At 65.6% G+C, this 17,394-nt stretch carries 21 protein-coding genes; 16 read left to right on the top strand and 5 right to left on the bottom strand.

The window, feature by feature from the left end:
• The first annotated feature begins 41 nt into the window (after positions 1-41).
• The 6 genes from ACVWYO_RS14075 (at position 42) to tatC (ending at position 3,954) form a co-directional block, all read left to right on the top strand.
• Entirely contained in the window at positions 42-1,049 is a 1,008-nt protein-coding gene (locus ACVWYO_RS14075; RefSeq protein WP_457351779.1) for a glycoside hydrolase family 3 N-terminal domain-containing protein, read from the top strand.
• Positions 1,050-1,115: 66 nt separating this feature from the next.
• Positions 1,116-1,859 carry a segregation and condensation protein A gene (locus tag ACVWYO_RS14080; protein ID WP_457351781.1) on the top strand — a complete coding sequence of 248 codons (744 nt, stop codon included), beginning with the start codon at positions 1,116-1,118 and terminating at the stop codon, positions 1,857-1,859.
• Entirely contained in the window at positions 1,856-2,443 is a 588-nt protein-coding gene (scpB, locus tag ACVWYO_RS14085) for an SMC-Scp complex subunit ScpB (RefSeq protein ID WP_457351783.1), read from the top strand. Before ACVWYO_RS14080 ends, scpB begins: the two co-directional genes overlap by 4 nt.
• Positions 2,444-2,469: 26 nt before the next feature.
• Positions 2,470-2,706 carry a twin-arginine translocase TatA/TatE family subunit gene (locus tag ACVWYO_RS14090; protein ID WP_332794281.1) on the top strand — a complete coding sequence of 79 codons (237 nt, stop codon included), beginning with the start codon at positions 2,470-2,472 and terminating at the stop codon, positions 2,704-2,706.
• Between the two features lie 19 nt (positions 2,707-2,725).
• Positions 2,726-3,178 (top strand): Sec-independent protein translocase protein TatB, encoded by a 453-nt coding sequence (gene tatB, locus ACVWYO_RS14095; RefSeq protein WP_457351786.1) that lies wholly within the window; start codon positions 2,726-2,728, stop codon positions 3,176-3,178.
• Positions 3,175-3,954, top strand: coding sequence for a twin-arginine translocase subunit TatC (gene tatC / locus ACVWYO_RS14100; RefSeq protein ID WP_457351788.1), 780 nt, complete (start codon positions 3,175-3,177; stop codon positions 3,952-3,954). Before tatB ends, tatC begins: the two co-directional genes overlap by 4 nt.
• 97 nt (positions 3,955-4,051) lie before the next feature.
• On the opposite strand, the gene ACVWYO_RS14105 is transcribed toward tatC, so the two are convergent.
• From ACVWYO_RS14105 to ACVWYO_RS14115, 3 genes are all read right to left on the bottom strand, one after another.
• Positions 4,052-4,186 (bottom strand): entericidin A/B family lipoprotein, encoded by a 135-nt coding sequence (locus ACVWYO_RS14105; RefSeq protein WP_457351790.1) that lies wholly within the window; start codon positions 4,184-4,186, stop codon positions 4,052-4,054.
• Between the two features lie 309 nt (positions 4,187-4,495).
• Positions 4,496-6,091 (bottom strand): sensor histidine kinase, encoded by a 1,596-nt coding sequence (locus ACVWYO_RS14110; protein WP_457351792.1) that lies wholly within the window; start codon positions 6,089-6,091, stop codon positions 4,496-4,498.
• 7 nt (positions 6,092-6,098) lie between these two features.
• Positions 6,099-6,275, bottom strand: a complete 177-nt coding sequence (locus ACVWYO_RS14115; RefSeq protein ID WP_229839242.1) for a NepR family anti-sigma factor — start codon at positions 6,273-6,275, stop codon at positions 6,099-6,101.
• 247 nt (positions 6,276-6,522) lie between these two features.
• On the opposite strand from ACVWYO_RS14115, the gene ACVWYO_RS14120 reads away from it, so the two are divergent.
• The 3 genes from ACVWYO_RS14120 to ACVWYO_RS14130 all read left to right on the top strand — a co-directional run bounded on the left by ACVWYO_RS14120 (position 6,523) and on the right by ACVWYO_RS14130 (position 8,262).
• Positions 6,523-7,329 (top strand): response regulator, encoded by an 807-nt coding sequence (locus ACVWYO_RS14120; RefSeq protein WP_457351795.1) that lies wholly within the window; start codon positions 6,523-6,525, stop codon positions 7,327-7,329.
• Positions 7,330-7,397: 68 nt separating this feature from the next.
• The gene (locus tag ACVWYO_RS14125; protein WP_170208011.1) at positions 7,398-7,541 is read left to right on the top strand and encodes a hypothetical protein; all 144 of its coding nucleotides are present in this window, start codon (positions 7,398-7,400) and stop codon (positions 7,539-7,541) included.
• A gap of 76 nt (positions 7,542-7,617) precedes the next feature.
• Positions 7,618-8,262, top strand: a complete 645-nt coding sequence (locus tag ACVWYO_RS14130) for a sigma-70 family RNA polymerase sigma factor (RefSeq protein ID WP_457351797.1) — start codon at positions 7,618-7,620, stop codon at positions 8,260-8,262.
• Positions 8,263-8,283: 21 nt separating this feature from the next.
• Here the strand turns inward: ACVWYO_RS14130 and ACVWYO_RS14135 are convergent, their stop codons facing one another.
• Positions 8,284-8,442: a hypothetical protein gene (locus tag ACVWYO_RS14135; protein WP_457351799.1), complete on the bottom strand. Its 159-nt coding sequence runs from the start codon at positions 8,440-8,442 to the stop codon at positions 8,284-8,286.
• Positions 8,443-8,548: 106 nt separating this feature from the next.
• Here ACVWYO_RS14135 and ACVWYO_RS14140 point away from each other — a divergent pair, with 106 nt between their 5' ends.
• The 6 genes from ACVWYO_RS14140 (at position 8,549) to ACVWYO_RS14165 (ending at position 14,736) form a co-directional block, all read left to right on the top strand.
• Positions 8,549-11,230, top strand: coding sequence for a [protein-PII] uridylyltransferase family protein (locus ACVWYO_RS14140; protein WP_457351801.1), 2,682 nt, complete (start codon positions 8,549-8,551; stop codon positions 11,228-11,230).
• The gene (locus ACVWYO_RS14145; RefSeq protein ID WP_457351803.1) at positions 11,227-11,697 is read left to right on the top strand and encodes a peroxiredoxin; all 471 of its coding nucleotides are present in this window, start codon (positions 11,227-11,229) and stop codon (positions 11,695-11,697) included. The genes ACVWYO_RS14140 and ACVWYO_RS14145 overlap by 4 nt, the downstream gene beginning before the upstream one ends.
• Before the next feature lie 222 nt (positions 11,698-11,919).
• A complete protein-coding gene (locus tag ACVWYO_RS14150) occupies positions 11,920-13,113 on the top strand; it encodes a M23 family metallopeptidase (RefSeq protein ID WP_457351805.1) in 1,194 nt (397 codons plus the stop codon).
• Between the two features lie 47 nt (positions 13,114-13,160).
• Complete coding sequence (gene erpA / locus ACVWYO_RS14155; RefSeq protein WP_133189958.1) at positions 13,161-13,499, top strand: iron-sulfur cluster insertion protein ErpA; 339 nt, start codon at positions 13,161-13,163, stop codon at positions 13,497-13,499.
• A 30-nt stretch (positions 13,500-13,529) separates the two neighbouring features.
• Positions 13,530-14,300: an exodeoxyribonuclease III gene (xth, locus tag ACVWYO_RS14160; protein WP_457351808.1), complete on the top strand. Its 771-nt coding sequence runs from the start codon at positions 13,530-13,532 to the stop codon at positions 14,298-14,300.
• Positions 14,301-14,478: 178 nt separating this feature from the next.
• Positions 14,479-14,736: a hypothetical protein gene (locus ACVWYO_RS14165; protein ID WP_457351810.1), complete on the top strand. Its 258-nt coding sequence runs from the start codon at positions 14,479-14,481 to the stop codon at positions 14,734-14,736.
• A 46-nt stretch (positions 14,737-14,782) separates the two neighbouring features.
• Here the strand turns inward: ACVWYO_RS14165 and ACVWYO_RS14170 are convergent, their stop codons facing one another.
• Positions 14,783-15,940, bottom strand: a complete 1,158-nt coding sequence (locus tag ACVWYO_RS14170) for an N-acetyltransferase (protein ID WP_457351812.1) — start codon at positions 15,938-15,940, stop codon at positions 14,783-14,785.
• A 126-nt stretch (positions 15,941-16,066) separates the two neighbouring features.
• Here ACVWYO_RS14170 and ACVWYO_RS14175 point away from each other — a divergent pair, with 126 nt between their 5' ends.
• Positions 16,067-17,164 carry a fatty acid desaturase family protein gene (locus ACVWYO_RS14175; protein ID WP_457351814.1) on the top strand — a complete coding sequence of 366 codons (1,098 nt, stop codon included), beginning with the start codon at positions 16,067-16,069 and terminating at the stop codon, positions 17,162-17,164.
• The last annotated feature ends 230 nt before the right edge of the window (positions 17,165-17,394 follow it).

Genomic DNA, 17,394 nt, shown 5'->3' on the forward strand with positions numbered 1-17,394 from the left:
AGGGGCTTATTTTAGCGGCCGCTTGTTGCTAAGCGCGACCCATGAAGCCCGTCATCTTCGGCCTGTCCGGCCTCGACCTCACCGCCGCCGAGCGCAGCTTTTTCACCGCTGCCGATCCGGCTGGCTACATCCTCTTCAAGCGCAACATCGCGAACCGCACGCAGGTCCGCGCGCTGACCGACAGCCTGCGCGCGATCTCGGGTCGTGACGATCTGCCGATCCTGATCGACCAGGAAGGCGGCCGCGTCGCCCGGATGGGTCCTCCCGAATGGCCCGAATTCCCCGCTGGACCGGCATTCGACCGGCTCTACGACATCGCGCCGATCTCGGCGATCGAGGCAGCGCGCGCCAATGCCGAGGCGATCGCCTTGATGCTCGCCGAAGTCGGCATCACCGTCGATTGCCTGCCGCTGCTCGACGTTGCGCAACCCGACACGACCGAGGCGGTCTCGATCCGCACGCTCGGCTCGGAGCCGATGCGCGTCGCGGCGCTCGGCAAGGCGATCCTCGATGGGCTCCAGCGCGGCGGCGTGGTCGGGGTGGTCAAGCATATGCCGGGGCATGGCCGCGCCAGGCTCGACACGCATTATCATCTGCCGACCGTCACCGCCTCTGATGCCGAGCTCGAAGTGGATCTCCAGCCGTTCATGCGGCTCGCCGACGCGCCGATGGGGATGACCTCGCATATCGTCTATCAGGCGTGGGATCCGGCGCGGCCGGCGACGCTGTCGCCTGTGGTGATCGAGCAGATCATCCGCCAGCGGATCGGTTTCGACGGGCTGCTGATGACCGACGATATCGACATGAAGGCGCTGTCGGGCACGGCCGGGGACAAGGCCGCGGGGGCCATCGCGGCGGGGTGCGATCTGGTGCTCGATTGCTGGGCGCGGATGGAGGAAATGGAGGATATCGTCGGACGGCTCGGCGAGATCTCCGCGGTGTCGCGCGTGCGGCTTGATCGCGCGATGGCGAGCGTGGCCGGGGTGCGGGGCGGTGGCGACATGGAGGCACTGATCTCCAAGCGCGATGCGTTGCTGGCGCTCACGTAGAACCGCCCGCGTTCGGCGAGGATCTGAAGGGTGCGCGCCCTCAGCGTCTTTGCTACCGTCACCGCAATGACCGACGACCCCGCAACGCTGACGCTCGATCTCGATGGCTGGGAAGGCCCGCTCGACGTCCTGCTCGCGCTCGCGCGCAACCAGAAGGTCGATCTCAAGGCGATCTCGATCCTCGCGCTGGTCGATCAATACCTGCGCTTCGTCGAGCAGGCGCGTGCGATCAAGCTTGAGCTTGCCGCTGACTATCTCGTGATGGCGGCATGGCTCGCCTATCTCAAATCGGGCCTGCTGCTGCCGCGCGATCCCGAGGTCGAGCCCAATCCCGAAGACCTCGCGCTGCGGCTGCAGCTCCGCCTCGAGCGCCTCAGCGCGATGCGCGAGGCGGGGGCGCGGCTTGTCACGCGCGATCGGATCGGGCGCGACGTGTTCGCGCGGGGCGCGCCCGAGGGGCTGCGCACGCAGCGCAAGGCGGTGTGGCAGGCCGAGATCTACGATCTGATCGCCGCGTACGGCGTGATCACCGCACGGACGCGCCCCGTGATGCACGTCGTGGCGCAGCGCGAGGTGATGACGCTCGAGGCCGCGCTCGAACGCGTCGGGCGGTTGCTCGGCATCACGATGGAATGGCGGACGATCGAAACCTTCCTGCCGCCGGCGGCTGTGGGCCTGTTCCGCAAATCGGCGCTCGCTTCGAGCTTCGTCGCCGCGCTCGAGCTCGCCAAGCAGGGCAGGGCCGAACTTCGCCAGCAATCGCCCTTCGCGCCGTTATACCTGCGGACTCCCGTCGAGCCGCGCGCATGAGCGCGCCCGACCCGATCGTCCGCGCAGTCGAGGCCGTCCTGTTCGCCGCGACCGAGCCGATGACCGCCGATGCGATCCGCACGCATCTCGAGGGCGCCGAGGTCCGCGCCGCGCTCGCCACGCTGCAGGCCGATTATGCCGGGCGCGGGATCGAGCTTGTCCGCCGTGGCGAGCGCTGGCATTTCCAGACCGCGCCCGACATGGCGCACCTGCTGCGCCGAACGCACGAGGAACCGCGCAAGCTCAGCCGCGCCGGCATCGAGACGCTCGCGATCATCGCCTATCACGAGCCGACGACGCGCGCCGAAATCGAGGCGATTCGCGGGGTCGGCATCTCTAAGGGCACCTTGGACGTATTGATGGAAGCGGGCTGGATCAGGCCCGCCGGGCGGCGCGAGGTGCCGGGACGGCCGTTGCTCTATGCGACCACCCCTGAATTCCTCGCGCATTTCGGATTGGCGAGCCGGCGCGACCTGCCGGGAATCGACGATCTGCGCGCGGCGGGGCTGCTCGACCCGGTCGATCTCGCCTTCGAGCGGCTCGACTCGGAAGCGGAGGTGGAAGTTTCCGACGAGGACGACTAGATAGGGTGAAGGTTAGGAGATCGATCATGGGTGGTTTGAGTATTGTACACTGGCTGATCTTCGGCGGGATCGCGATCCTGGTCCTGGGCGGCGGCCGTTTCTCGAACATGATGGGTGATGTCGCCAAGGGCATCAAATCGTTCAAGAAGGGCATGGCCGAGGAAGACGAGCCCAAGCGCGAACCGAGCCGGATTGAAGCCAAGGCGGCAGCGGACCCCGTGTTCGACCGCGACGGCAATCGCATCCGCGATACCGAAGTCTGATAAGCGGCATCGCGCTGCCATGTTCGACGTCGCCTCGTCCGAAGTGATCCTGCTGGGCGTTGTCGCCCTGCTGGTGATCCCGCCCAAGGATCTGCCCAAGGCGATGCGCTTTGCCGGGCATTGGATGGGGAAGGTGCGCGGTGTCGCCAACCAGTTCCGTTCGGGCTTCGACACGATGGTGCGCGAGGCAGAATTGCAGGAAATGGAGAAGAAGTGGGCGGCGGAGAATGAGCGCATCATGCGCGAGCATCCGCCCGAGCCGTCGCAGCGTGCCGCGCTGTCCGGCCATCCTGACCATGGCCCGGAGCACCTCGCGGATGTCGGCTATGACGGCACAGAAGGCGATGCTCCGCCGATGATGGTCGAGACTCCGGCGCTGACTGCGCCGCCGGTCATTGCCGAACCTGCCGGCCCGGGCGCGCACGCCGGCGCGCCGCATCCCGCCGAGCCCGAAACCAAGGCGCATCCGTGAACGCACCCGTCGATGATCTCGAAGCCAGCCGCGCGCCGCTGCTCGATCACCTGGTCGAACTGCGCAAACGGCTGTTCTTCTGCCTCGTCGCGATCCTTTTGGTGTTCATCGGCACCTATGTCTTCTCGCGCGAGATTTTCACCGTTCTGGTGCATCCACTGCTGCTCGCCGGGCAGACCAAGCTGATCACCGTCGGCGTGTTCGACGGCTTTTTCGTCCAGCTCAAGGTGGCGCTGTTTGCCGCGCTGATGATCGCGTTTCCGGTCGTCGCGATGCAGTTATGGGCGTTCGTGTCGCCCGGCCTGTACATGAAGGAGAAACGCGCGCTGCTGCCCTTCCTGTTCGCGACGCCGGTACTGTTCATCATCGGCGCGACGATGGCCTATTTCGTCGCCATCCCTTCGGCCCTGCGCTTCTTCTACAGCTTCCAGGGCAACCTTGGTGGGGTGCAGCAGGAGGCGATGACTTCGGTCGCGTCCTATCTCGATTTCGTGATGCAGTTCCTGTTCGCGTTCGGGCTCGCGTTCCTGATGCCGATCCTGCTGATGCTGGTCGAGCGCGCCGGGCTCGTCACGCGCAAACAGCTGGTCAGCGGGCGCCGTTACGCGATCGTCGGTTGCTTCGCGCTGGCGCTCGTACTCGCGCCCCCAGACGCCGGGTCGATGATCATGCTCGCCGTGCCGTTGGTCGGCCTTTACGAGCTGGCTTTGATCGCGATCTGGTTCACCGAGCGAAAGCGCGTAAAGGTCGCATCGACGGAATTGGTCGAGAGCTGATTGCGCGGGGGGGGGGCGAACCGCCTGCCGCGGACATGAAAAAGGGCTGCTCCCGAACTTCGGGAGCAGCCCTTTGGCTGTGGCCTTGCGGCGAGGCTTACTTCGAGCTGTCGGCGGTCTTGGCGACCGTGTCGCCAGCCGAGCGCACGTCCTTGCCGACGCCTTCGACCGTGTTGCACGCGCCGACCAGCAGAGCGGCGGCGAGGACTGCGAACGTGGTGACCTTACGCATGGTGTAACTCCTGAAAGATGCCGGGCCCGGCCATGAGCCGGCTGCCTCAAGCGATCCAATGATCGACCTGTAAAATCGTTCCGCAACCCGAACGGGCAGGGCGGATGTTTCAACAGCAAATATGCGGGAAAGTAATTGGGCCCGGAAACGCCACCGGGGGGGAGGGTAGCGCGTCCGGGCCCATGTCTTGGATAGCGAGAGCGGGGGGGGGGGCATAAATTCGCTATCCGAATATCAAAACGGCCTTCGCGATAATCGGTTCCCAGAAAAAAACGCCGACATTGCATTTTTTCTGGGGGTCGCGGCGGATCAATCCCGCCCGGTCACCGCGACCGCGATTTCATAGGCGCCGACCATCGGGTCGTAATGCAGCTTCGAGCGCAACTGGCGCGACAGCCCCTCGATGACGCGGCCATAGCGCTCGGCGATCAGCGCGCGGATCCGGTCGTTATCGACCAGCGCGGGCGAATTGATGCGCAGCACGGCACGATCGGGAACGTCGGCGGCGGCGATCGAGATGCGCAGATTGGCGGTCGGGCTTACCGTCATCGCCAGTTCGACGATTTCGGTAATCAAAAAGGCGATCGCGATCGCGACGTCCTGATTGGCAAGATAGGGTGCGATATCGAGCTGAATCGCGATCGGCGCATCCTCGGGTGCGGTCGCCCGGATGTTTGCCGCCAGTTCGCCCAACACCGAGCGGAGCGATAGCCCGCGATTTTCCTCGAGCTCGGCGAAATGGTTGCGATGCACGACGGCAAGGGCGTCGACGCGGCGCTGGATCGAGGCATAGGCCTGCGTCGCCTCGATGCTGCGCGCAGCGCGGGCGTGGAAGTTGATCAGGCTCGAGATGACCTGAAGATTGTTCTTGACGCGATGGTGCACCTCGCGCGTCAGCTTGGTCTGGCGCACCAGCCCCTCAGCGAGCCCGGCTTCGTGCTCTGCGACGGTTCGGCTGATCGTACGGAAGGTCTCGCCAAGTTCGCGGATTTCCTGCGCGGGCAGCGCCTGCATCGTGCCGGGATCGATCTCCTCGCCCGGCACGAAGTTGGCGACGCGGGTGCGCAGCTGCCGCAACGAGCGGATCAGCAGCCGATCGACGACGAACCAGCTGATCCCGGCGGCGGCGGCCCACATGATGATCGGCAGCAACAAGGCGACGAGCACCGGTGAGGTGATTGGCGCGCTCTGGACTTCGGTCGTCAGCGTCAACGCCCCGATGCCGATAACGGTGTTGATCGTCGAACGGCGTTCCAGTGCAGTCCGCGGCGGCAGGGCGTGGAGCAGCAGCGAGTCGCGGTCCAGCACCAGCTGCGCTTCGTACGGTTGTGGTGCGTTGGTCGGCGACGCGGTCGTGGCGAGCACGCGCGTCGGGAAGAAGGCGGCGGCATGCGTATGCCCGGTGGTGCTCGTCGTGGAAAGCGTCAGGCCCTGCTCCGGAATGAGCCGCGCGGAGATCGCGGTGCCGGGCTGCGATACGCTGGGCGCTGTTGCGCGCGGCAGCGCCTCGCCACAAATCACGCGCCCGCTTGCATCGGTGATGACGAACCGCGTCCCGTTCGCAGTCTGAGGCGCGAACACGCCCTGCGCGCGCGCGCAACTTGGCGCGTCGCCGGGATCGATCTCGAGCGCGTTGAGCGAAACCCGCAGCGCGGTCATGTCGCCGACCAGCTCGATCGCAAGTTTTCGCGCGCTTTCGGTGGCGTTGACCTGCATTTGCGCACGCCTCGCCTCGTCGGCGAGCTGTGCGGTTCGAACTGTGGCGAAGAATGCGATGATCGCGAGCGGCAGCAAGCAGATGCCAAGGATCAGGAAAACCTTGGCACCGGTCGGGATCCGGTCGAACACGCCGCCGTGCCGCCCGGACTCAAGAGGGGGGGCGGTGTCGCCAGCGATGTCCGTCATGCAACGCTCAGTCTAATTTGCCCAGAAGGTCGAGCATCTCGGGCGGAATCGTTTCTTCGACGGTGCGTTGATACACCGTCCGCAACGCCGCGCCCATATCGCGGTCCTTGCTCTGAACCTTCGCACCAGGGTTCGACGCACGCGCCGCAACCGGCTTCTTTGAAGATTCGTCGCCCGAACGCAATGCAGTCCCCCTGGGTCACCGGATGACCCGGTAGAGTTGATGTGGTACCGTAACAAGCGGCTCGTAGAGCGACTGTCGGACAATCGCAACGATCGATGTTGCAGCATGAAACCAAATACAGCTTCGTTGGTTCCGGACCCGACGCGATTTAAATTCCGGTTTTTTTGGGTACGAAAACGCGTTGCATTGCCAGGGGGCCGCTTCCACAAGGTCCTCCGCTCATTACCTCAGGGAGACCCCGACAGTCATGTCGCTAGGACAGCAGCTTGCCCCCCATCTTCCGTTCCTGCGCCGCTACGGCCGCGCGCTGACCGGGAGCCAGACGCATGGCGACCGGTATGTACGCGCGACGCTCGAAGCGATCGTTGCCGCTCCCGACGAATTTCCACGCGAAGTCGATCCGCGCCTGGGGCTCTACCGCATGTTCCAGGCGATCTGGACCTCGACCAATTACGACGAGACGCCCGAGAATATGAGCGCGGGGGACCTCGACGGTCAGGAATCGATTGCGCGCGCGCGGCTCGCGCGGATGACGCCCCTGTCGCGTCAGGCGTTGCTGCTCACTGCGATGGAAGGCTTCACGCCCGAGGACGCGGCGTATCTGATCGATGTCGATACCAGCGAATTCGAAACGCTGGTGACCGAGGCACTCGCCGAGATCGAGAAGCAGACCCGCGCACGCGTGCTGATCATCGAGGACGAGCCGATCATCGCGATGGATATCGAGACGATCGTGCGCGATCTCGGCCATGACGTGACCGGCGTCGCCGTGACGCGGGACGAAGCCGTCGCCCTGGCGATGGAGGATCGTCCCGGTCTGGTGCTTGCCGACATCCAGTTGGCAGACGACAGTTCGGGAATCGATGCGGTGAAGGACATCCTCGCCGAATTCGAGGTCCCGGTGATCTTCATCACCGCCTTCCCCGAGCGACTGCTCACCGGCGAACGGCCCGAGCCGACCTTCTTGATCACCAAGCCGTTCCAGCGCTCGACCGTCAAGGCAGCGATCGCGCAGGCGCTGTTCTTCGACCAGGCGACCGTTCCCGTCGTCTAACGGAACCGATTCGCGCCCCTGGGTGTTGGGTTCCATACGATACGGAACCTCAACGACAGGGGGCGCGGATGGCCGACGACGAACAGATCGAGCTGAGCAAGCAAGACGCCCGCGCCGGCTCGACCCCCCATGTCACGCGGTACGTGCTGGGGATTTCGCTGGGCCTGATCATCGTGATCTTCGCGGTGTTGTTGCTTTTTTCTCAACGATAGAAGCGCTTAGCCGCGCGCGTTGGACATTGCTGTCCCGCGCCCCCATTTGTGCTTCGCATAGCCGAGACTGGATCACATGACCGACGCGATCGATCACGATGAAGATGACGCTCCCGAGGCCGTTGTAGAGCATGTCTCGCTCTCCGACCCCGAGTTCAAGGCGCAGCTTGCGCAAGTCATCCCGCACCTGCGGGCTTTCGGTCGATCGCTGTCGGGCAATCGCGATCTTGCGGACGACCTCGTCCAGGAAACGCTGATGAAGGCATGGGCGGCGCGGTTGCGCTTCCAGGCTGGGACCAACATGCGCGCCTGGACCTTCATCATCCTGCGCAACCTGTATCTGAGCCAGATGCGGCGGTCGCGCTTCAAGGGCGAGTGGGATGATCTGGTCGCGGACCGGATCCTTGCTGCGCCAGCGAGCCAGGATAAGCATGTGGAGCTGGGTGACATGCAGCGTGCGCTGCTGCATCTGCCGCAGCCGCAGCGCGAGGCCTTGATTCTCGTCGGCGCGGGCGGCTTCGCCTATGAGGAAGCCGCCGAAATCTGTGGTGTCGCAGTGGGCACGATCAAGAGCCGTGTCGCGCGCGGGCGCGTTGCGCTCGAAGCGGTGATGAACGACAATTCGCTCGCGTCGCGCCGCACGCACAGCAACGAACCCGGCATGTCGGCGCTCGACACGATCATGGGTGAAGTCGACGAGTTGAGCCGCGAGCGGCGCTGAGCGCTGCTACACGGGTGTCGTTCAACGCTGCGGCGTGATCACGTCGATCGTGTTGAGGATCTCGATCATGTCGGCGAACGTGCCACTGGTTTCGGGAGTGCCTGCATAGGCCGACCGCAATGTTGCCGACAGGACATCCGAGCGGTTCGGCGCCGCGACGGCGTAGGCAGCGGCTGGCATCGGGTCTCCGATCAAGGCAAGCGGTATTGACATATATTAACAACGGTCGAGGTCTGCGTTAGTTGCGTGTCATTTGGCCCAGGTTGGTCCAAACATGATCGCACCGATGAAAAAGCCTCTTCCCGATCAAGATGTTGTCGCGGCGGTCGAACGCGCCCGGCAATGGTCGCCATTTCTTGCGCTATTGCTCGAACGGGAGCCGGACTTGGCGCAGCAGCTCGCGGCGGGCGTGCTGCCAACGCTGTCCACGCTCGCGATCGAGGATGCGACGGTGCCGCCCGCGCGTCGGCTGAGGATCGAGCGACGGCGGCTCGCGCTGCGTGTCGCGATCGGCGATCTGTCGGGACGCGAGGATCTGACCGCTGTGACGCGCGCGCTATCGGACTTTGCCGATCGGGCGCTCCACACTGCGATCGTCACCGCGATCGCGGAGCGCACGCCGGGCGCCGCGCCGCTTGGCTTTACTGCGATCGCGCTCGGCAAGCAGGGCAGCCGCGAACTCAATTATTCCTCCGATATCGATCCGATCCTGCTGTTCGACCCCGCGACGCTGCCGCACCGCCCGCGCGAGGCACCCGAGGAAGCCGCGGTGCGGATCGCCAAGCGCGTCGTCGAGATCCTGCAGGCCCGCGATGGCGACGGCTATGTATTGCGGGTCGATCTGCGGCTGCGCCCGTCACCTGAAATCACGCCGATCGCGCTCTCGGTCGATGCGGCGATTTCCTATTACGAATCGCTCGCGCTGCCGTGGGAGCGGGCCGCCTTCATCCGCGCACGGGCAGCGGCGGGGGACGTCGCGCTGGGCGAGCGGTTTCTTGGCGCGGTGCAGCCGTTCGTGTGGCGCCGCGCGCTCGATTTCGGCGCGATCGGCGAGATTCGCGGTATTTCGCGAAGGATCCGCGATCATTATGCGCAGGGTCAGGCGTTCGGCCCGGGCTTCGATCTCAAACGCGGACGCGGCGGGATTCGCGAGGTCGAGTTCTTTGCGCAGATCCACCAGCTGATTCACGGCGGGCGCGATCCGGCACTGCGCCTCGGTAACACGCGCGAGGCGCTTGCCGCGCTGGCGGCGGCAGGATGGGTCGATCCTGCCGAAGCCGATGCGCTGTCCGAATCCTACACGCTGCTGCGCACGATCGAACACCGCGTCCAGATGATCGAGGATCGTCAGACGCACGCGCTGCCGACCGGCGAGGCGCTCGATGGCATGGCCAAGCTGCACGGGCTGGCGGATGCGGGGGCGTTGCTCGATCTGCTGCGCCCGGCAGTGGTGGCGACCGCGCGCAGCTACGACGCGCTCGATCCCGATGAGGGCGACGCCTTGTCGTTCGAGCCCGACCGGCTCGACACGCAATTGATCGAGGCCGGGTTCGGCGGCGAGAGCAAGCTTGCGGCACAGCGAATCGAGCAATGGCGCGGCGGCAGCTATCCCGCTTTGCGCAGTCCCGCCGCGCGTGCAGCACTCGAGGCGGTGTTGCCCGGGCTGATCGCCGCGCTCGGCGGCTCGCCCGATCCGCAGGGCGCGATCGTGCGGCTCGACCGGATGCTCGCGCGGCTGTCGAGCGCGGTCAATTTCTTCCGGCTGCTAGAGGCGCGACCGGCGCTTGCGCGGCTCTTGGGCCTGATCCTGAGCCATGCCGAGACGCTTGCCGAAGACCTTGCGCGGCGGCCCGAACTGATCGACGGGTTGATCGATGCGACCGCGCTCGATCCGGTCGGCGACAGTGCGACGCTCGCTGACGAGATGCGCGGCGGCGCCGATTATCAGCTTCAGCTCGACCATGTCCGCCGCGTCGTCGGCGAGAAGCGCTTTGCGCTCGGCACGCAGATCATCGCCGGCGTGTCCGATCCGCTCGATGTGTCGGCCGGCTATGCGCGGGTCGCCGAGGCGGCGATCACCGTGCTGGCCGCCGCGACGATCGCCGAATTCGCTGGCGTGCATGGCCGGGTTCCGGGCAGCGAACTGGTCATCCTCGCGCTCGGCCGGATGGGGGGCGGGGCGTTGACCCACGCGTCCGATCTCGACCTGATCTATCTCTTTACCGGCGACTATCTTGCCGAATCGGATGGCGCCAAGCCGCTCGGCGCGGTGCTCTATTACAATCGGTTGGCGCAACGAATCAGCGCCGCGCTGTCGGTGCCGACGGCGTCGGGACCGCTCTACGAGATCGACACGCGGTTGCGGCCGTCGGGCACGCAAGGGCCGCTCAGTGTCTCGCTCGACGGGTTCGCCCGCTATCAGCGCGAAAGCGCCTGGACCTGGGAGCATATGGCGCTCGCCCGTGCGCGTTGTGTGTTCGGGAGTGCGGAGGCCGAGGCGGCGGTTGCGGCGATCATCGACGCCGTGCTGCGCGGCGACCGGCCCAGGCGCGACGTCGTCGCCGAGGGCACGAAGATGCGCGCCGACATGGCGGCGCACAAGCCGCCGCTTGGGCCGCTCGATGCCAAGCTGCTGCCCGGCGGGCTCGTCGATCTCGAATTCGCGGTGCATATGGTCCAGCTGCAATGCGGGCAGGGGCTCGATCCCAATCTGCGCCGCGCGCTCGCGGCGCTTCTCGCGGCGGGTTTGGCGCCGCCCGCGGCGCTCCCGGCGCACGATCTGCTGACGCGCTTGCTCGTCACGCTGCGGCTGGTCGCCCCCGATGCCAGCGCGCCGGGCCCGGCGACGCAGGAGCTCGTCGCGCACGCGCTCGGCATGGCGGATTGGGCGGCGGTGGTTGCCTCGCTCGCGGCGACGCGGCAGGAGGTGTCCGCCTGGCTCAAGCAGGTGGAGGAACCGACGCGATGACGACGATCGAACAAGGCGCCACACTCCCCGATCTCGAGCTCGTCCTGCCCGACGGAACGCGGACGGCCCTGCGCGAGCGGATCGGGCGGGTCTTCATTCTGTATTTCTACCCCAAGGACGACACGAGCGGCTGCACGCGCGAAGCCCAGGATTTCAGCGCGCATCGCGCCGATTTCGACGCGCTCGGCGCCGAGCTGCTCGGCGTGTCGCGCGATACGCCCGCAAAACACCAGAAGTTCATCGCCAAATACGATCTGAGCGTGCCGCTGGCGAGCGACGAGGACGCGGTTGTGCTCGAGGCGTTCGGCGTGTGGGTTGAGAAGCAGATGTACGGCAAGACGTATATGGGAATCGAGCGCGCGACCTTCCTGTTCGATGCCAAAGGCGTGCTCGTCCGCGCCTGGCGCAAGGTGCGCGTGCCCGGCCATGTCGCCGAAGTGCTCGACGCCGTTCGCGCGATCGCGTGAAGGTTCCGGCCCATCTGCCGATTCTCTCAGTATAATTGCGGTACAATGAACGGTTCGCCGTGGCGATCAGCCGTTTGGCCGCTCCGGACCTGTCGAACGCTTGCGTGACAGCCGCGCTATCGACCACACACTGTCCGTCCGGGTGCAGGGGGTTGTACCCGGATCGAAAGTGGGGCGGGCGCTGGCATTCTCCGGCAAACGCAATTTGATCGCCGGGGTCCAATGAACCGAATTTCGATCGAGTCTGGTGTGCGACTGGCGTCGCGCCTGAAGGCCTATTTCAAGACTCGCGATTTCATCTTCCATGACGGACGTGATCTCAAGCGCTTCAGCCTGGGCGGTCGCGCACAGGCGATGATGGCCGGGGTCGCGGGCGTAACGCTCTGCTTCTCGGCCTATGGCGTGGCGCAGGCCGCGGTCGGCGCGGCGGCGATGAGCGGGATCGTCGATGCCCCGCTCTCGCCCGAAGCCAAGGTCGCCCAGATGCGCGTCCGCGTCAGCAAGATGCAGGCCGACGTCGCAACGATCAAGGCCGCCGCGCAGGCGCATGCCGCGCGGATCGACCAGCGCCAGGCGCTGCTCGTCGCGGTCGTCTCGGGCAAGGGCGATGTCGCGGCGCTGACCAAGCCGACCCCGACGATCGACCCCAAGGCCGATGCGCTTGCCGCCGATGTCGTCGCTCCGCTGAAGAAGGTCGAGCAGCAGCAGGTCGCGGTCGCGGTGCAGGCGCGCCGCGTTGTCGATCAGCGCTTCGCCAAGGCGGTCGCGCATGTCCGCAGCCTGGGTCTCAACCCGGCGCGGATCGTCGCACGGCAGCCCGCGATGGGTGGCCCGTTCGAGGCCGCTGACAGCGCCGCGACCGAAGCCGATCTGCGCGGCGACACGCAATTCCGTTCGCTGTTCATGACGTGGAAGAAGCTCGACACGCTCCAGCAGGGCGTCATCGCGATCCCCTCGGCGCAGCCCGTCGCGCATCTCAACTTCACCAGCAATTACGGCATCCGCTCCGATCCGTTCCGCGGCACCGCGGCGATGCATGCCGGCGTCGATATTCCGGGGCCAGTCGGCACGCCGGTCTATGCCACTGCCGACGGCCTGGTTGATCGCGCCGAGCGTGCAGGCGGCTATGGCAACATGGTCGAGCTCGATCATGGCAAGGGCATCCAGACGCGCTACGGCCATCTCTCCAAGATCCTGGTCGAATCGGGTACGCGCGTGCATCGCGGTCAGCTGATCGCGCTGATGGGATCGACCGGGCGCTCGACCGGCCCGCATCTGCATTATGAGGTCCGCATCGACGGCCATGCGGTCAACCCCGTGCCGTTCCTGCAGACCGCCGATTATCTGGTCGCAGCGCAGGATAAGTCGATCACGACGATCCCGGTTTCGGTCGGCGGGCCCGCCGCGGCGGACTGACCGCGGCGCTGGTTGCCGTTGTCGCTGCAAAGGCTTATCTTACCGGCATGGCCACACTCGCTCCAGAAATCGCGCTCACGCCCTCCGCAGCCGCTCGTGTTGCGATGATCGCAGGCAAGCAAGGCAAGCCGCCGATTCTCCGCCTGTCGGTTGATGGCGGCGGCTGCTCGGGGTTCCAGTACAAATTCGGTTTTGCCGATTCGGTCGATGCCGACGATGCCGTCGCCGAGCAGGACGGCGTGCGGCTGGTCGTCGACTCGATCAGCCTCGATCTCGTCCGCGGGGCTGCGGTCGATTATGTCGAGGAACTCGGCGGCGCGGCGTTCAAGGTGACCAACCCGCAGGCCGCGTCGGGTTGCGGTTGCGGTTCCAGCTTCTCGGTGTAACGTCCGGCCCCAACCAAGGGGCTGCATCACGTGAAGATCGTTACCTTCAACATCAACGGCATCAAGGCGCGGCTGCCGCGCCTGCTCGAATATCTCGCCGAGCAGCAGCCCGACATCGTCTGCCTGCAGGAACTCAAGACCAGCGACGAGACCTTTCCTGAGGCCGACATTCGGACCGCCGGTTACGGCGTGGTGTGGCACGGCCAGAAGAGCTGGAACGGCGTTGCCATCCTGGCGAAAGGCCAGGACCCGGTCGAGCGCCAGCGCGGCCTTGAGGGCGAGCCCGAGGATGAGCATAGCCGCTATCTCGAGGCCGAGGTCGACGGACTGGTGGTCGCTTCGATCTACCTCCCTAACGGCAACCCGCGGCCGGGGCCCAAATTCGACTACAAGCTGCGCTGGATAGATCGCCTTGCGGCGCGTGCGCGCGTCTTGCTTGCCGGGGAACTGCCCGTCGTGCTCGCGGGCGATTACAACGTCATTCCCAATGACGATGACACCTATTCGGTCCGTGCGATGCAGGACGATGCGCTGATGCAGCCCGAGAGCCGCGCTGGCTTCCGCACGCTGGTGGCGCAAGGGTGGACCGATGCGCTGCGCACGCGTCACCCGGGCGGCGGCGTGTGGACCTTCTGGGACTATCAGGCGGGCGCATGGCAGCGCGACGCTGGGTTCCGCATCGATCACCTCCTGCTTAGCCCGATGGCTGCCGATCGGCTGATCGATGCGGGTGTCGACAAGGACTATCGGGCGCGGGAGAAGGCAAGTGATCATGCTCCCACCTGGGCGATACTCCGCTGAGGTTCGTCACCGAGAATCGGTAATATGCACCTGACCTTGGTACGGAAGGCCATTCATCTGGCAGAAATAATCGAAAAATAAGGGGTAAATACAGTAGTTTAAGTGTTTGGCATGACTAGTGCAGTAGCACAGTTGCGGGCCGCATGGCGGAACCCGCGAACTTTGCGGAGGACTGACCATGACAATCTTTTTGCTTCTCGCCACCAGCGCCCTGAGCATCGCCACTGCCCCCATCGCTGCCGGCGAGGCGCGCCCTGCTGCTGCCGCGACGTCGCAGTTGATCGAGGCTGGCGCGCGTGCCCCGACGGCGCAACGGGTAACGCGCTATTGCGTCGTCAATCAGGTCACCGGTTCGCGCATTCCGCGCCGGACCTGCAAGACGCGCGCCGACTGGCTTGCCGACGAAGGGGTCGATCCGCTTGCCAAGGACGACTGACCGATCGGATGGCGCCGCGAGCCTCGCGGCGCCATCGACCGCGACGTTACAGCGTCTTTTCGAAGATCCAGTAGCGCTTGTTGATCGTGCACTGGATCGCATCGGCGATCGACCGCATCCCCTGATTGTCTTCGAGGATCCAGCCGATCTCGCCACGCGTCGCGCCATAATGCTCGACCGAGGCATCCTTGATGTACTGGATCAGCATGAAGGCGAGCTGGCTGGCGAGCCGGGAAGACTGCAACTCCTTGAGCACGCCCATCAACGGCACGCGCACCGTGCGCACCTTGGGCTTGCGCAGCCATAGCAGGATCTTGGCCCAGCCGAAGGGGAGCAGATTGCCCTTGAGCGGCTTGATCAGCTCGTTGAGGTCGGGAAGGTCGATCATGAACGCGACGGGGCGCCCGTCGACCTCGGCGATGCGGATCAGATCGTTGAACACGATCGGCTTGAGCTTGACGCCGACATCCTTGATCTCGGGGGGGGTGAGCGGCACGAACCCCCAATTGTCGGCCCAGGCATCGTTGAGGATCGCGAGGATGATCGCGGCTTCTTCCTCGAACTTGGTCTTGTCGACGTTGCGGATGCGGATCCGCGGGTTCTTTTCGCCCGACGCGATGATCCGCTGGAGCAGCGGAGGAAAGTCCTTCGTGATGTCGAGGTCGTAGGTCAGCAATTCCTTGACCTTGTGATAGCCCGCCGCCTCGATCCAGCCGCGATATTCGGGTTTGGCGTGGCCCATCATGATCGTCGGGGGATGATCGAAGCCCTCGACCAGCAGGCCCGGCTCTTCCCAGATCGACATGCTGATCGGCCCAAGCGCACGCGTCATGCCCTGCTCGCGCAGCCAGCCCTCGGCCGCCGAGATCAGCGCCGCCGCGATCGTCGAATCCTCGGCGTCGAACAGCCCCCATTGCCCGCACCCCGGGCCGAAGCCCTTGGCCGGATCCATCGTCAGCGCGAGCGTGTCGATATGCGCCGAGATCCGCCCAACCACCTTGCCGCCCCGCTCGGCGAGGAAAAGCTGTGCGATCGCATGGCTGAACCAGCCATTCTTCTCGGGCGTGATCAGCCCGAGCGCCTCGCCCTTGAGCGGCGGCACCCAATTGGGATCGTTGGCGTAAAGCCGGAACGGCAGATCGACGAAGCGCTTGCGATCGGCCTTGCTGTCGATCGGCCGGATGGTTAGCGGGGCAGGGGCCATGAGCGGTTCACCTTGAGGAGATCGCGCCGAGCCCTTCCCGGTCCGGCGGGCCGCTGTCAAGCAATCGCTCGGCTCCCCCCTGTTTTGCCACCATCTAGCCACTATCTTCTTGCAATGGCTCCCTCCATGAACGCTTCGATTTCCCTGGACCTGCGCGCTGCGGCGCCAACCGTGGCCCCGCGTGTAGCGCTGTCGAGCATCGCCGACGACCGCGCGATGCTGCGCACGGTGGCCGAGTTGACGCGCGATCTCAACGCGCCGCGCCCGCTCGTCTATTGGACCGACTTCCTGCTCTCGGCCGGGATCGGTTATGCCGGGTTGGCGATCGCGATGACGACCCTGTCGCTTGGCATCGGGCTCGTCGCGGCTTTGGTCGCGATCCTTGCCTTGTACCGCGCGGGCAGCTTCATCCATGAAATCACGCATATGCGCCATGCGTCGGTGCCGGGCTTCCGGCTCGGCTGGAACATGATCGCAGGGGTGCCGCTGCTGGTGCCGAGCTTCATGTATGAAGGCGTGCACAACCTCCACCATGCGCGCACGCGCTACGGCACGGTCGAGGATCCCGAATATCTGCCGCTTGCGCTGATGAAGCCGTGGACTCTGCCGGTGTTCATCCTGACGGCACTGCTCGCGCCGATCGCGTTGCTGGTCCGCTTCGGCGTGCTGAGCCCCTTGTCGCTGGTCGTGCCGGGGCTGCGCCGGACGCTGATCGAGCGGTATTCGTCGCTGTCGATCAACCCGTCGTTCCGCCGGCGCATGCCCGAGGGCGAAATCGCACAGCAGATGCCGCGGCTCGAAATCGCGTGCAGCGTGTGGGCGATCGTCCTGATCGGCGTGATCGCGACGGGGGTGCTGCCGCTGCACCAGGCTCTGATCTTCGGCGGCATCTTGTCGGTCACCTACGTTCTCAATCAGGTCCGCACGCTGGTCGCGCATCTGTGGGAGAATGAAGGGGAGACGATGACCGTCACCGCGCAATATCTCGACACGGTCAATGTCCCGCCGCCTGCCTTGCTGCCGGTGCTGTGGGCCCCGGTCGGCCTGCGCTATCATGCGCTGCATCATCTCATTCCCGGTGTGCCCTATCATGGGCTAGCCGAGGCGCATCGTCGCCTGTCGGCTGCGCTGGCGCCTGAGTCGCCGTATCACAAGGCGAGCTATAAGGGCCTGCCGGGGCTGGTCTCGCGGCTGGTGCGTAGCACGATGGGACGCCGCGCCTGATACGCCGTGTCGTTCAGGCATCTGACGCACGATCAGGCTGAGCGTGTCGATTCCCTGTTCTTGCAGACAGCGCAGCCGCTAAACGGGCTCGAGGCGAGCGGGGTGGGGAGCGCTCGATAGCGCGTCTGACACGGTTGAAGCGGTCTGATTACCGCGCCCCACGACCGACCTATCCTGCCGCGTGGCATGGCTGACCGCGGCAGCAGGCGGCAGGTCACGCCTGAAACGCC

It is taken from the genome of Sphingomonas sp. UYP23 (assembly GCF_054059235.1).

Excerpts from the sequence above, each read along its gene's own strand:
- ACVWYO_RS14140 (WP_457351801.1), top strand. The coding sequence starts at position 8,549 with ATGAAAAAGCCTCTTCCCGATCAAGATGTTGTCGCGGCGGTCGAACGC.
- ACVWYO_RS14170 (WP_457351812.1), bottom strand. The coding sequence starts at position 15,940 with ATGGCCCCTGCCCCGCTAACCATCCGGCCGATCGACAGCAAGGCCGAT.
- scpB (WP_457351783.1), top strand. The coding sequence starts at position 1,856 with ATGAGCGCGCCCGACCCGATCGTCCGCGCAGTCGAGGCCGTCCTGTTC.
- ACVWYO_RS14150 (WP_457351805.1), top strand. The coding sequence starts at position 11,920 with ATGAACCGAATTTCGATCGAGTCTGGTGTGCGACTGGCGTCGCGCCTG.
- ACVWYO_RS14110 (WP_457351792.1), bottom strand. The coding sequence starts at position 6,091 with ATGACGGACATCGCTGGCGACACCGCCCCCCCTCTTGAGTCCGGGCGG.
- ACVWYO_RS14105 (WP_457351790.1), bottom strand. The coding sequence starts at position 4,186 with ATGCGTAAGGTCACCACGTTCGCAGTCCTCGCCGCCGCTCTGCTGGTC.
- ACVWYO_RS14165 (WP_457351810.1), top strand. The coding sequence starts at position 14,479 with ATGACAATCTTTTTGCTTCTCGCCACCAGCGCCCTGAGCATCGCCACT.
- ACVWYO_RS14090 (WP_332794281.1), top strand. The coding sequence starts at position 2,470 with ATGGGTGGTTTGAGTATTGTACACTGGCTGATCTTCGGCGGGATCGCG.
- ACVWYO_RS14125 (WP_170208011.1), top strand. The coding sequence starts at position 7,398 with ATGGCCGACGACGAACAGATCGAGCTGAGCAAGCAAGACGCCCGCGCC.
- ACVWYO_RS14175 (WP_457351814.1), top strand. The coding sequence starts at position 16,067 with ATGAACGCTTCGATTTCCCTGGACCTGCGCGCTGCGGCGCCAACCGTG.
- ACVWYO_RS14080 (WP_457351781.1), top strand. The coding sequence starts at position 1,116 with ATGACCGACGACCCCGCAACGCTGACGCTCGATCTCGATGGCTGGGAA.
- ACVWYO_RS14145 (WP_457351803.1), top strand. The coding sequence starts at position 11,227 with ATGACGACGATCGAACAAGGCGCCACACTCCCCGATCTCGAGCTCGTC.
- ACVWYO_RS14120 (WP_457351795.1), top strand. The coding sequence starts at position 6,523 with ATGTCGCTAGGACAGCAGCTTGCCCCCCATCTTCCGTTCCTGCGCCGC.
- ACVWYO_RS14130 (WP_457351797.1), top strand. The coding sequence starts at position 7,618 with ATGACCGACGCGATCGATCACGATGAAGATGACGCTCCCGAGGCCGTT.
- ACVWYO_RS14075 (WP_457351779.1), top strand. The coding sequence starts at position 42 with ATGAAGCCCGTCATCTTCGGCCTGTCCGGCCTCGACCTCACCGCCGCC.
- tatB (WP_457351786.1), top strand. The coding sequence starts at position 2,726 with ATGTTCGACGTCGCCTCGTCCGAAGTGATCCTGCTGGGCGTTGTCGCC.
- ACVWYO_RS14135 (WP_457351799.1), bottom strand. The coding sequence starts at position 8,442 with ATGCCAGCCGCTGCCTACGCCGTCGCGGCGCCGAACCGCTCGGATGTC.
- erpA (WP_133189958.1), top strand. The coding sequence starts at position 13,161 with ATGGCCACACTCGCTCCAGAAATCGCGCTCACGCCCTCCGCAGCCGCT.